The sequence below is a fragment of the Facklamia sp. P12937 genome (assembly GCF_050409505.1).
In the GTDB taxonomy this organism is placed as follows: domain Bacteria; phylum Bacillota; class Bacilli; order Lactobacillales; family Aerococcaceae; genus Facklamia.
This window is the reverse complement of record NZ_JBNUPI010000001.1, coordinates 1-13151: the sequence shown is the minus strand read 5'-3', so window position 1 is coordinate 13151 and position 13151 is coordinate 1. Positions and strand designations below refer to the sequence as shown.

The 13151-nt window shown below is 35.6% G+C and carries 11 protein-coding genes; 8 read left to right on the top strand and 3 right to left on the bottom strand.

All coding sequences use genetic code 11. The features are described 5' to 3' along the window. The first annotated feature begins 8 nt into the window (after nt 1-8). The 7 genes from glgA to ACQV2R_RS00025 all read left to right on the top strand — a co-directional run bounded on the left by glgA (nt 9) and on the right by ACQV2R_RS00025 (nt 10026). Nucleotides 9-1460 carry a glycogen synthase GlgA gene (gene glgA, locus ACQV2R_RS00055; protein WP_428885095.1) on the top strand — a complete coding sequence of 484 codons (1452 nt, stop codon included), beginning with the start codon at nt 9-11 and terminating at the stop codon, nt 1458-1460. Between the two features lie 218 nt (nt 1461-1678). Continuing rightward, on the top strand, nt 1679-3805 hold the full coding sequence (locus ACQV2R_RS00050; RefSeq protein WP_428885094.1) for a transglycosylase domain-containing protein: 2127 nt from the start codon (nt 1679-1681) through the stop codon (nt 3803-3805). A 92-nt stretch (nt 3806-3897) separates the two neighbouring features. Next, entirely contained in the window at nt 3898-4242 is a 345-nt protein-coding gene (locus tag ACQV2R_RS00045; RefSeq protein WP_428872927.1) for a YlbF family regulator, read from the top strand. A 96-nt stretch (nt 4243-4338) separates the two neighbouring features. After that, a complete protein-coding gene (locus tag ACQV2R_RS00040; protein ID WP_428885093.1) occupies nt 4339-5607 on the top strand; it encodes a metallophosphoesterase family protein in 1269 nt (422 codons plus the stop codon). Then, nucleotides 5597-8416 (top strand): AAA family ATPase, encoded by a 2820-nt coding sequence (locus ACQV2R_RS00035; protein WP_428872930.1) that lies wholly within the window; start codon nt 5597-5599, stop codon nt 8414-8416. The genes ACQV2R_RS00040 and ACQV2R_RS00035 overlap by 11 nt, the downstream gene beginning before the upstream one ends. Continuing rightward, nucleotides 8417-9364, top strand: a complete 948-nt coding sequence (locus tag ACQV2R_RS00030) for a 3'-5' exoribonuclease YhaM family protein (protein ID WP_428872931.1) — start codon at nt 8417-8419, stop codon at nt 9362-9364. 8 nt (nt 9365-9372) lie between these two features. Beyond that, complete coding sequence (locus ACQV2R_RS00025; protein WP_428891646.1) at nt 9373-10026, top strand: SRPBCC domain-containing protein; 654 nt, start codon at nt 9373-9375, stop codon at nt 10024-10026. 67 nt (nt 10027-10093) lie between these two features. Here ACQV2R_RS00025 and ACQV2R_RS00020 read toward each other — a convergent pair whose 3' ends face one another. From ACQV2R_RS00020 to ACQV2R_RS00010, 3 genes are all read right to left on the bottom strand, one after another. Then, nucleotides 10094-11080, bottom strand: coding sequence for a peptidylprolyl isomerase (locus ACQV2R_RS00020; protein ID WP_428881698.1), 987 nt, complete (start codon nt 11078-11080; stop codon nt 10094-10096). Nucleotides 11081-11220: 140 nt separating this feature from the next. Next, nucleotides 11221-11580, bottom strand: a complete 360-nt coding sequence (locus ACQV2R_RS00015; protein ID WP_428872935.1) for a YtxH domain-containing protein — start codon at nt 11578-11580, stop codon at nt 11221-11223. A 1-nt stretch (nt 11581) separates the two neighbouring features. Then, the gene (locus ACQV2R_RS00010; protein ID WP_428874644.1) at nt 11582-12016 is read right to left on the bottom strand and encodes an HIT family protein; all 435 of its coding nucleotides are present in this window, start codon (nt 12014-12016) and stop codon (nt 11582-11584) included. Nucleotides 12017-12256: 240 nt separating this feature from the next. Here ACQV2R_RS00010 and ACQV2R_RS00005 point away from each other — a divergent pair, with 240 nt between their 5' ends. After that, nucleotides 12257-13024 (top strand): hypothetical protein, encoded by a 768-nt coding sequence (locus ACQV2R_RS00005; RefSeq protein ID WP_428881699.1) that lies wholly within the window; start codon nt 12257-12259, stop codon nt 13022-13024. Nucleotides 13025-13151 lie beyond the last annotated feature (127 nt).

Below are 13151 nucleotides of genomic sequence, written 5' to 3'. Positions count from 1 at the left end.
GGATTTAAATGAAAATACTTTATGCCTCAGCTGAAGCGGCTCCTTTCTTTAAAACAGGAGGTCTAGGAGATGTCGCTTCTGCATTGCCAAAAGAGTTAGCGAAGGAACCCGAGCTTGATGTTCGTGTGGTGCTTCCTTTCTATAGTCAAATGGCTAATGAATATGCGCAACAGCTAGAAGAAATTGCACATTTTCGTTTCCAACTGGGGCAACGAAATGTCTACTGTGGAATTAAGCAATTGAAGGACCATGGAGTAACCTATTACTTCATTGATAATTTGGCTTATTTTGATCGCGCTTCTTTATATGGAGAATGGGATGATGGCGAACGCTTTGCCTATTTTTCAACTGCTATCATTGAAATGCTGGAAGTAATTAATTGGATACCAGAAATTATTCATTGCAATGATTGGCAAACGGCTATGATACCCGCTCTTTTAATCGATCGTTATCACTGGAAGGAATCCTTAAAAAACATTCGAAAAGTACTCACTATTCACAATTTACGTTTTCAAGGGATTTATGATGCATCCATGCTTTCGAATGTCTTTGGCACTGGCTTTAATACCTTTACCGACGATGGTTTGAAGTACCACAACAATATGAATTACCTTAAGGGTGGTATTAACTTTGCCGATCGAGTAACAACGGTCAGTCCGACCTACGCTCAAGAAATATTAACTCCAGAATTTGGTGAAGGTTTAGATGCAGTATTAAGGCGAAATGAATGGAAACTTAAAGGAATTATTAATGGAATCGATTTAGAAATCAATAATCCCAAGACAGACAGCTATTTGCCTTATCATTATGATCAATCAGATCTTTCAAACAAAGCTAAAGTAAAAAGCTACCTTCAAAGGCAACTTACTCTTAAACAAGATAATCAGATCCCTTTAATTGGAATCGTCAGCCGGCTGACAGACCAAAAAGGTTTGCAATTAGTTGAGCAAATTATGGATGATTTACTGCAACAAAATGTTCAAATGGTTATTTTAGGTACTGGAGACCAACACTTTGAAGATTCATTTCGCTATTTCGAGCAGAAATACCCTGATCAACTGAGAGCTTGCATTCAATTTGATCTTGGACTGGCTCAGCAAATATATGCTGCCAGCGATATTTTCTTGATGCCATCTGCTTTTGAACCTTGTGGTCTCTCGCAAATGATTGCCATGCGCTATGGCACACTGCCTCTGGTGCATGAGACAGGAGGCTTAAAAGATACTGTCGAAGCTTATAATAAATATACTGGCCAGGGAACCGGTTTTTCATTTAAAGGTTTTAACCGCGACAATTTACTTTTTACCATTAATATGGCCTTAGATATTTATATTAATCAAAAGGAAGTTTGGCAGAAGTTAGTGAAGCAAGCCATGGGTAAAGATTTCTCTTGGACTGCACCTGCTAAAGCATATAAAGCTGTTTATGATGAACTTTTAAATACATCTGTCAATTTATAGAATTTAATTAATTTTCAATTATTAGCCTTCTAAAAATGTTTCATTGAGACATCAGTTAGATGGCTATTTGAATACTTAGGCAAAAGTCATACAATCTTTCATAAATTTTCTTAATCATTTAGTATAATTTAATAAAAAGATTGACCTCGGCCTTTAGTTGGAAGGCGGTCGATATAATTCTGTCTAGGATAGAATTAACAAAGTAGGTGAATGATTAAATGGAGAAATTTAAAATGCAATCGAGTAAACATAAAATATTTCAAGGGATCAAAAATATTTGGCGCTATTACCGAGGATGGAAGTGGTTAGTGTTTATTGCTTTATCACTTACCTTATTCTTAACCTCTTATTTGGTTTTTATTGCGAAAACGACTGATGTTAAACAACTGCAAGATTCCCTGCAAACAAAAACAGAAATCTATGACAAGCAAGATCAATATGTAGGTACACTCTTATCGCAAAAAGGAAGCTATGTGACCTTAGATGAGATATCTCCCTTAATGCAAGAAACAGTTGTTAAAACTGAAGACAAGCGCTTTTATGATCACAATGGATTCGATACAATTGGAATTGGTCGAGCTTTTTTGCGTTTAGTTATTAATCGCAATACTTCTGGTGGGGGAGGCTCCACTTTAACACAGCAATTAGCTAAAAATGCTTTTCTCAGCTTGGATCAAACTTTTCAACGTAAATTAAAAGAATTGTTTCTAGCACTTGAAATTGAGAAAACTTATTCAAAAGATCAAATTCTTGAAATGTATTTAAACAATGCCTACTTTGGTAATGGAGTCTGGGGCATTCAAGATGCGGCTCAAAAATACTTTGGCATTAATGCTTACCAATTAGATCAGAATCAATCAATGGTTCTAACCGGTATCTTAAAAGGTCCTTCCTTATATAATCCAATTGATGATTATCAAGCAGCTATTGACCGACGAAATGTCATTGCTGATCTTTTGGCTGATGAAGGGGTTATCTCATTTTCTAACGCAGAGGATTACAAAGCAATGTCTATACCTCTTTTAGACAATTATGTTCCAGCCAGTTCTGGACATGAATATCCATTTTACTTTGATGCGGTGATCAATGAAGCTATTCGTAAGGTAAACATCCCTGAAGAAGACCTTATGTCCAAGGGCTATCGAATTTATACTAATTTAGATATCAATGCTCAACAAGGTCTTAATAACGCTTATCAAGAGAATGCTTATTTATTTAATGATGGGGCATATGATGCGCCGATTGTTCAAAGCGCAAGTGCGATAGTTGATACTCGTACTGGGGGAATTATGGCAATTTATGGAGGAAGAGGAGAATATGTCTATCGCGGCTTTAACCGTGCTAGCGATATGTATCGTGCTCCTGGATCGACCATTAAGCCCTTAGCAGTTTATTTACCAGCTCTTGAGAATGGATTTAATATGCATTCGATGGTTCCTGATGTTGTTAAGGCTTATGGTAAGGATCAATTTGCTCCAGAAAACTTTAATCGTCAAACGGATCCTAGAGGAGAAGTCCCCTTATACTATGCTTTATCACAAAGTAAAAATACATCCGCTGTTTATTTACTAGATAAATTAGGAATTCAAACCGCAGTCGATAAACTGCATCAATTTGGTATTGAAGTTCCCCAACAAGACCAGCAGTTGACCTTGGCCTTAGGGGCTTTTTCGACAGGAGTAAGCCCTGTGCAATTAGCCTCAGCTTATGCGACTTTTGCTAATAAGGGAATAAGAAATGAATCTTACTTTATTCGACGAATTGAAGATATTTCTGGGAAAGTTGTATATGATAACGAAAAACCTAAACGTCACTTAATCATGACCAAAACGATTGCCGCAGATATGACCAGCATGATGTTAGATACATATGGTGGCAATGGTACTGGATATGGCGCAGGCCCTAATACAGGTTTGATTGCTGGTAAAACAGGAACAACTGAAGTATCAGACGGTTCAACCCAAACGCGAGACCGTTGGATGGTTGGTTATACCCCAGATTTTGCGATAGCGACATGGATTGGTCTGGATGACGTAGAAAGTGCTAATTTGGATGAAATTATGCCAACTGGCATGGGGAGATTATTTAATAGTCAAACTTCTTACATGATGGCATACTCGCCACAAACACCATTTGATGTCAGCTACGCTTCGCAAATGGAAGCAGATACCAATGGTAAAATGGGTGGTGATTGGTTGGAAAATGTTGATTTCAACTTTGACGGAGAACTTTTTTCAACACTTAAAGAGAACGGAAGTAATCTATGGGAAAAGGTTAAATCTTTTAGTAGTGAAAAAACACAAGAGGTTATCAATTGGATCGAAAACTTAGACCTACCCATTTAAAAAACGCCCAATAAAAATGGGTGCTTTCACCTCAGTTTGATTGAAAAAAAGACTAAAAATTGATACTATTATCATATAGAAATGAGGTTATTATGAACATTAATATTTATGATACAGCTAACACTTTAGAACGCGAATTACGACAGTTGCCAGCTTATTTGAATGTAAAATCGGCACTCGAAGAAATAAAGAAAGATCCTGAAAGCAATCAGTTGTTTGAAGAGTTTCGTCAGGTCTCACAGTCACTTCAGACAATGACTGAACAGCCGAGTGAAGAGAAAATCACAGAAGTTCAAAACTTGTATGCAAAAGTAATGGAAAACCCTTCAATTAAGAAGTTAATGGAAAACGAACAACAACTCGGATTTCTAATGGAAGAAATCAATCAAATTATTACCAAGCCACTACAAGACTTATATCAAGCGCCAACTGAATAAATTTGAATTTGGCAACTGGAAGCCATCGAACAATTATCTTTCGAGGTTCTTTCAGTTGCTTTTATCAACCAATTATTTTGGAGAGAGGAGACCGAGATGCGTTTCATGCATTTTGCTGACCTACATTTAGATAGCCCCTTTGCTGGAATGCAAAAACAATACCCTAGCTTACAAGAAGTTCTAATCCAAGCTCCATATAAGGCATTCCATCGAGGCGTTTCATACGCTATTAAAGAAGATGTAGACGCTGTTGTTATTGTAGGAGATATTTATGATACTCAAAAACAAACAATTTATGCTCAACATGCTTTTTTAAAAGAATTAGAACGACTGAAAGCAGCAGAAATCCCAGTGGTTATTTGTCATGGGAATCATGACTTTCTTAATAACCAACGCTTACTGATGCAATATCCTGAAAATGTTTACGTCTTTAAAGATGAGTCGATTGACCATATCGATATAAAGACAAATGATAATCAAACTTGTCGCTTCTATGGTTTTTCTTATAATAAACGTTGGATTCATGAATCCAAGGCCCAAGAATTCCCTGCAAAAAACAATGAAACGGACTTTACCGTAGGTTTATATCACGGGGAATTGTTAAGTACGACGCAAAAGGGAAATTATGCTCCTTTTACATTGGAGCAACTAATCTCAAAAAATTATGATTACTGGGCTCTTGGACATATCCATCAGGCAAATACTTTATCCACATTCCCGCTTATTCAATATGCTGGTAGTCCTCAAGGTAGAAATCGCCTGGAGATTGGCGACAAGGGAGCCTATTTAGTCACCTTAGAAGTCGATCAAAAGGTAAAATCTGAATTTATTCATTTAGCTGAAATTGAATGGAGAGATGAAATCATAGAGTGTCAGGAAAACTGGCAAGTTAATGATTTGTTATGGGCGATAGAATCCTTAGTCAATAACTTTAAAGATGAGGTTGATAAGGGCCTACCTTCGAAGATTATTTCTTTAACTTTAAAAAATGCACAACGTTTGCCAATCGATATACAAGAACAAATTGAAAAAGGTGAGGTTGAATCGATACTCACTGAACCCCAGTCGATCGAAAAATTCGCGATTATTGTTAGGGTAAAGCTTGAGCGTCAAATGGTATTAGATGCCTTCGAATATGATAAAACATTAAAAACTAGCTTCCAAGCGGCTTGTCAAGATATGCAAGAAGGTAAAGCATATCATGAAAGTCTAGCAGAATTATTTGACCACCCAATTATTAAGCAAAGGATGTCAGATTTATCATTGGATGAAGAATTGAAGAAGGAATCTATTCGATCAGCACAAGAGTTAATGATTCAAGCAATCGGATTTGAATTTAAGGAGGCGATTGATAGTGAAGATTAGCACCCTTGATATCTATGGATACGGTAAATGGGTTAATCAACGCTTTGATTTAGATGATCAATTACAGTTGATTTTTGGTCAGAACGAAGCTGGGAAATCAACACTCCAATCTTTTATTCGAAGTATTCTTTTCGGATTTCCTTCTAAACATCGACGGGTCAATCAAATTAATCGCTATGAACCCAAACTTAGTGAAGTATATGGGGGCAGAATTCTTTTAAAAGAAACTAGCCATGGAGATATTTGGGTGGAAAGAACTAATAGAGGTCTAACTTTAACAGATACAAAAGGGCATGAGCTTGAACAACTAGTGTTAGATCAAATCTTAAGTGGATTAGATGAAAACCTCTTTGATTCCTTTTATGCCTTTTCACTGCAAAATTTGCAGGAACTGTCAAATGTTGATGCAGAAAAATTGGGTGATTATTTCCTATCAATCGGAACGGTTGGATCAGATAAATTTCTTTCTGTGGCTAAATATTTCGAAAAAGATCTGGGGCAACTTTATAAATTAAAGGGGAAAAATCCTAAACTTAATCAAGCGTTATTGGAATTTGAAGAACTTAGTCAATCCATTGAGAAAATGAAGCAAAATATGGCGAAGTATGATGACCTGTTCGACCAACAGCAAGCTGAAATAGATCAAATTGAAGGTCTTAATCAGTCTATTCATGATTTAGAAGAAAAGCAAAGACAATTGGATCAGTTGATGACAAGGTTTGATATTTATCAAAAAGACCTCGTCGCTCAAAGAGAGTTAGAGCAATTAGTTTTTACTAAAATGGATAAGGATATGCCAGAAAAATTAGAAGAGGCTGTTCGGACCAAAAATGATAGTCAAAAGACTATACAACAAATGCAAGAGCGTATTCACAATTTAAACAATGAAATGAGTACCCTAACCCGTCTAAATTGGGGAAAAAACCACGAAGACCAAAGGAGACAATGGTCAAGTGATACCGCCCATATTAAAAAGGTGGATTTACGTTTAGAACACGTTTTAGAAAGAATTCAAGAACAAACCAATACTATGGCTCGACTGGCTCGTGAAGGACAGTTTTATCCTGAAAAAGTAAAGAAGTCCTCAGAGTTTGACCGTGAAATCGAGCAAGGTTACGAAATTCAAGCGGCCATAGATGATTTTGAAGGACAAAAAGATTCTATTCAAGCAGAGAGAAAAGTTTTCCTAGATCAGCGAAAAGAATTGCAAACCTACTCTGTCACAGTTAGACAGCAGCACGCAAAACTAGAAAGTATGCGTATGAATGAAAGAGCTCAATTACAACAAGCTACAAATATTAGGCATTATCTTATAGGGGCTCTTTCAATCATTTTAGGACTAGCAATGGGTATTTATCATTTACTTAATCAGACAGGGGCGAATTTCCGTTGGATTGCTTTGATTTTAATCGGATTAGGTATACTTTCAACCGCTTATGTCTTCTTTGAGCATCTAAAATATAAAAAGAAATTTCATTCCTCGCCAGCAATTGAGAAAATGGCTGAATTACAAAGAAAAGAGCGCCATTATCAAGATAGAAGTCAAGAACTAGGTCAAGACATCAATCAACGAGAAGCCAATCTTCGATCGGTTGAAGAAAACTTAGTCAGAAAAAGACAAGAGCAGCAACGATGGTTAGTTGCCTTAGGCTTTTATCCAACTGCAGATGCAGAAATTGTTCTTAAATCGAATCCGGTTAAAGAGTACTTTCAAGCTGAAACAATTCGTCAACAATATGAAGAAGAGCGAAATGACCTCAATGTCGAGATTGCCAAATGGCGCAAACAAATCGCTCCACTACTTGAGCGTTTTCCTTTGGGAGATCAAAGTATCAAGGTTCTTATACACCACGTTGAAGAAACTGAAGTTTCAATCGCCCGTCAAGTGGAACGTGGTAAAGCGATGGAGGAACGTATAAGAAATGCTCAAGATATTATTGCTCAAGAGAAAAAACATCTACAAGAGCAGCAAGAAATCATTGAATCAATTTATCAATCAACAAACTCCTTTGACCAAGTTGACTTTAGACAAAAAGTTCAAGCCAATAATCAAATTCAGCAACTCAAAGAAAAACGTCACTTGTATAGTGAGCAGATTAGGGGTTATGAAAATGAGATGTCAGCTATCGAAAGTAAACAGTCATTAATCAATCAATATAATAAGGTTCAAAATGAATTAACGCTTAATAAAAGTCGTGTACAACCTCATCAATATCAGCGTGCAAATATTGAAGTGGCTTTAAATCAGCTTGAGCAAGATGGAAGTTATCAAGTCTTACAACAAAAACTGGAAGATAAGAAAGCAGAAATCATTAAATATGTTCAAGAGTGGAGTAAGAAAAAAATTGCTGTCGATTTAATCTATCAAACATTAAGACAAGGAATGGATAATCCGATTCCTGAAATGAATAAAATGGCTAATGAAATTTTTTCTAAATTAACCTATGGGCGTTATGATCAAATTAAATTGAATAAAACCGGAATCAAAGTTAAACAGTTTTCAGATGTGCTGTTTTCACCCCATGAACTTTCGCAAGGAACCTTGGAGCAATTATATGTCGCTCTACGTTTAGCTTTTATAGTGAATGCCTCTTCAATGGTATCAATGCCTATCATAATCGACGATGCTTTTGTGAACTTCGACGAAATACGTAAAGCAAGCATGTATAAAGTTTTAGAGACCATCAGTCAAAATCATCAAGTTTTATTCTTTACTTTTGATCAAATGGCTGCGGATACATTAGCGATTGATTCGATGATTAACTTAGACGAGCTAATAGAAACGAATTCAACCCAGGAGGAGAGCTAAATGAGTTTATTATATGAGATTAATGAAGGAGACGAATTTGGAATTTATGTTCTTATTAAAGCAGCAGATGTGAGAACCGCTAGAAATGGCAAACCATTTATTGCCTTCCGTTTTCAAGACCGTTCTGGATCCATGGATGGTATGTATTGGTCTGCTACTGAAGAAGAAATTAACAAATTCCAAGTCGGTAAGGTTGTTTTTCTGAGAGCTAATCGGGATACTTATCAAGGAAGTCCTCAAGTAAAAATTAAAGCACTTCGTTTAGCTGAAGAAGGAGAACCCAACGATCCAACACTTTATGTTGAACGAATTTCTATGAAAATTGATGATATAAAAGAACAGATTAATGACGCTTTATTTCTCATTCAAGAACCGAATATTAATCGAATTGTGCGAAAAATTTTGAGTGAACATGAAGAAGCTTTTTACAGCTATCCAGCTGCTAAAAGAAATCATCATGCAATGGCAGGCGGTTTAAGTTATCATACTGTTTCTATGTTGAAAATTGCTAGAGCACTTTTGGCTATCTATCCGCAAATAAATTCTAGCCTACTTATTGGTGGACTGATACTTCACGATATCGGCAAAACAATTGAACTATCTGGAGCTATCTCAACCGAATATACTTTTAAAGGTAAAATGTTAGGTCATATCGTCATTATGTCAGAAATGATTGAACAAGTATGTCAACAAATTGGTATTGATCCTAATAAAGAAGCCGTTGTTTTATTAAAGCACGTTGTACTAGCACATCATGGTAAATTGGAATATGGTAGTCCTGTTCAACCGCGTATTCTTGAAGCAGAAATTCTTCACCATATTGATAATTTAGATGCTACTGTTAATATGATTTTGTCTGTTTTAGATAAGACACAAGAAGGTCAAGAAAGTGCTCAAATTTTCCCATTGGATCGTCGTAGTTTTTATAAACCAAATTTCAGAAAGTAGGCAAATAAATGACAGATAATAGCAATCCAAAGAAATGTAATTGCAAAAATCATGGGTCTAATCATGAGAGTCAATGCCAAGTTAATCATTCTAAATCGAACTCTGAGCACTTATGTGGATGCCATCATCATGCAGAACATAACTACCATCATGGATGTGGTTGTCACCATGAACAAGCAGAAAACCCTCAAACTGATCTTGGTTTTTCTCTATTCTTTGAAGGAGAAATTAATGCAACTCCAGAAGCAGTATGGAACCATTTGACTGATAATGAATACTTATCTAAGTGGAGGTCAGATATGAGGATGATTGACTGCAAACCAGGTGGGTCATTTAAAGTAACAAGAAATGGACAAGCGCATCATTTGATGTTAACAGATGTTGAAGAAGGACATTTATTGGCCTATTTATGGAAAAATGACGATATGGTTCTAACAATTGATCCTGGAGAAAAAGATACTACGCTCTTTACTTTTGAATATTGGTTTGCTGATAGAGAAGAAGCCAATGCTGAGGATGTAGCTCCATGGATTATAAATCTTTATGAACTTGAACACTTTATTGTTCATAATGAATTAATGGATACTAAAGACTTGCCGAAAGCATTGATGGCAGAAGTTAATAACTTAATTAAAGAGCAAAAATCACGTGAAACGCTTTAATATTTTAATACAGTAAAACAAAAAAGGTTGAGGATTTTCCTCAACCTTTTTATATTTAAAATAGTTTCTATTCGGCTGGCGCTTCTTCAGCAGGAGACTCTTCAGCAGGAGCCTCTTCAGCAGCAGGTACTTCCTCAGCAGAAGCATCCTCTGGTTGGTCAGCTAAATTGATTAAATCATCCACTGCATTTTTTAATTCAGGATCTTCAATCTTTAAGTCAGAGTTTTTAATAAGCTCTCCGACAATTCCATAGGTAAAGTTAGAGTCAGCATACTTACTTTGTTTATATGCTTCAACTACTTCTTCTTTACTCTCTTCTAATGGTTTCTTTTCACCATTGTTGATTGTTTTAATAACGTGGTAGCCAAATTCAGATTGAACAGGTTCGCTCGTCATTTCTCCATTAGCTAAAGACTTAACTGCTTCTTCAAATTCTGGAACCATTTGTCCTGGCGAGAAAGGGGCTAATAATCCACCATTTTCTGCAGAACCATCTTTAGATAATTCTTGAGCAACGGTATCGAATTCTTCGCCATTATTGATGCGTTCAATAGCATTTAAAGCTTCTTCTTCCGTATCAACTAGAATATGCTGTGCTTCCATCATTGGTTGGTAATCATTATCATAGAAATTTTGAATGGCTTCATCTGACATATCGATGCGACCTTCAACAATTTCTTGTAAAAGATTACGGATATATAATTGGTATTCATATTGTTCAGCGCTACCTAATTGTTGGTAAGATAAGAATTGTTGGAATACCTCTTCTCCACCTAATTCTTGAATTTGTGACTGAACTTCTTCAGCAGCTCTTGTTTTAGCTCCTTCAGCGTCTTCTACATTTTCAATTAAAACAGCTTCAATAATTTTTGAGCGTAGAGCAGTAGAGCCAAATTGTTCTTTCATATCTTGATAAAAATCTTCAGCAGTGATAGTTGTCTCTCCAATAGTGGCAATTACACCCTCTTGAGCTGAAACGCTTGTTAAATTCGGCAATGCAACAAGTGCGACACTTGCTGCTGTTAAAATCCAAGTACGGATTGATTTTTTCATATTAATTTTCACTCCTATAGTTCTACTATAATTTGCTATAACATAAGCATAAATATATCTTAACACTTAATGATTAGAAAAGATAATATAAGCTAGAAATTCTAAAAAACATCATAATTTTTATAAATTAAAACCTGAATTTAATTCTTATATGAGTTTAAATTAGCTGAAGACATTCCCTCAATATCTTCATTTAATTGCTTAACATTTTCTTTAATTCTTCTTATTCTAGGTTCTGTTTCATCCATGACTTTTTGTTTAGTTTGATTGGTTAAATGAGAAATAAAGTCCATAGTTTGCTTAGCTTCTGCAGTCAATGACTGAATAGCTGAATGAAAACGGGCATAGTCTTGATCAACTTGTTGGAAATCAACTTTAAAATCTTTATAAGTCTTTTTTAGTTGATGTCTTGTTTTCTCACCAGATTGTTTAGCATTCATTAACCCCGCTAGTACTCCAAGAGCTAAGCCAGTTAGAAAACCTTGTGGGAAATTTTTCATACTAATCGCCACTTTCTATTGTTTGTTTAATTGATGCTGCCAATTGCTGAAATTCATCCTGAGTGTAACCATCTGAATGGTCTTCAAAATGTAATTTAAATCCTTCTTCTTTATGATAACGTGGAATCAGGTGAATGTGTGAATGGAAAACAGATTGATAGGCGACTTCTCCATTGTTATTGAGAATATTCATGCCCTTAACACCTGGTATGCTTTTTTTAATGGCGTCGGCAATTTTCGGAATTCGACTAAAAACGGTACTTGCTAACTCTGGATCATACTCAAAAATATCTTTAACATGTTTCTTTGGTATGACTAAAGTATGTCCTTTGGTAACTTGAGTGATATCTAAAAAGGCAAAGACCTCATCATCTTCATAGACCTTAGCGCTAGGAACCTCTCCGTTGATAATCTTACAAAAAATACAATTTGTCATTTTTCTCTCTCCTTTAACTTACGTCTTGTCTCTATAGCATATCATAAGGATTTTAGAAAACGCTATTAATAACATCTTAAAATGAGTCTTCATAAAAAATTCATAAGATTAGCGTGTTACAGGCTTAATTTCATTAAATATTCCATTTTAACTCAAGCCTCCTTTAAACTAGCTATGATATAATAGTTATGTTGAAGAAGGATATATTATAGATATAATAACAATTACATGGGAGGTAGAATGAATTTGAATAAAAGTAAATTTCAAAAAATGTACCTGCTCTTAACTCTTTTAGGCATTTTCCTGGTTTTTAATTTAAATCCTTTAGCAATAGTTCACGGCCAAGAGGAAACGACAGAAGAGCAAGTAGGGATAGAGCAAACTGACGAGCCGTCTAGTCAAGAAATTTTTGAAACAAGTAATGAAGCTGTTTTTGACCCTCTACCTGATGTCGGTCTATTTAAGCAACTCATTCCTTATGTGCATTATTTAAATTATCAATACGTGGGAGATGGAAGTGAATACTTTACTAAAGATATCATCATGGAATTCATGCCTGATGCAAATGGAGTTTTTCAAGTCGCAGAGTTTACAGATACAAAAGCCGTAGCCTACGTTTATCAAATTAAGCCCGATGGTCTATATGAACTCGCTTACTTTGATAATTATACGGTAGTGGAAGACCTGAGGTATTCCGCTGATGCTTCAGATGACAATGTTTCACTCATTCTACCTGTAGATATAAGTGAAGGAACAATTTTTAAATCAGGCTATCAAGAAGAAATTAAGAAAAAAGTAATTGGTAGGGTGGATTCGCTAACAATTGGTCAAGAAATTTATACTGATGTTTTGCTTGTTGAAGAGATGGCAAAGAATAACGGAGATACAATCCGTATCTATTATGCCAATGACGCAGGTTTGATTTTAATTGAGCGTCTTCATCCAGATGGCACAACCACACCAATAATTTACCTTAGGTCTAGACAAGGTTCAATCATGGACCAATAGTGGATAATTTTTACAATCTTATTTTTAGAATAGGACTAGCATCATTAATTGTTAGTCCTTTTTTATTGGCTTATGTTAGACGATAATACATATGTGACATAAAACAAATAAAAATAGGGAGCTTCTG

What these genes read in the sequence shown, in the direction of transcription:
- ACQV2R_RS00025 (WP_428891646.1), top strand. Translation starts at nt 9,373, where the DNA reads ATGACAGATAATAGCAATCCAAAGAAATGTAATTGCAAAAATCATGGG.
- glgA (WP_428885095.1), top strand. Translation starts at nt 9, where the DNA reads ATGAAAATACTTTATGCCTCAGCTGAAGCGGCTCCTTTCTTTAAAACA.
- ACQV2R_RS00050 (WP_428885094.1), top strand. Translation starts at nt 1,679, where the DNA reads ATGGAGAAATTTAAAATGCAATCGAGTAAACATAAAATATTTCAAGGG.
- ACQV2R_RS00045 (WP_428872927.1), top strand. Translation starts at nt 3,898, where the DNA reads ATGAACATTAATATTTATGATACAGCTAACACTTTAGAACGCGAATTA.
- ACQV2R_RS00005 (WP_428881699.1), top strand. Translation starts at nt 12,257, where the DNA reads ATGAATTTGAATAAAAGTAAATTTCAAAAAATGTACCTGCTCTTAACT.
- ACQV2R_RS00030 (WP_428872931.1), top strand. Translation starts at nt 8,417, where the DNA reads ATGAGTTTATTATATGAGATTAATGAAGGAGACGAATTTGGAATTTAT.
- ACQV2R_RS00010 (WP_428874644.1), bottom strand. Translation starts at nt 12,016, where the DNA reads ATGACAAATTGTATTTTTTGTAAGATTATCAACGGAGAGGTTCCTAGC.
- ACQV2R_RS00015 (WP_428872935.1), bottom strand. Translation starts at nt 11,580, where the DNA reads ATGAAAAATTTCCCACAAGGTTTTCTAACTGGCTTAGCTCTTGGAGTA.
- ACQV2R_RS00020 (WP_428881698.1), bottom strand. Translation starts at nt 11,080, where the DNA reads ATGAAAAAATCAATCCGTACTTGGATTTTAACAGCAGCAAGTGTCGCA.
- ACQV2R_RS00040 (WP_428885093.1), top strand. Translation starts at nt 4,339, where the DNA reads ATGCGTTTCATGCATTTTGCTGACCTACATTTAGATAGCCCCTTTGCT.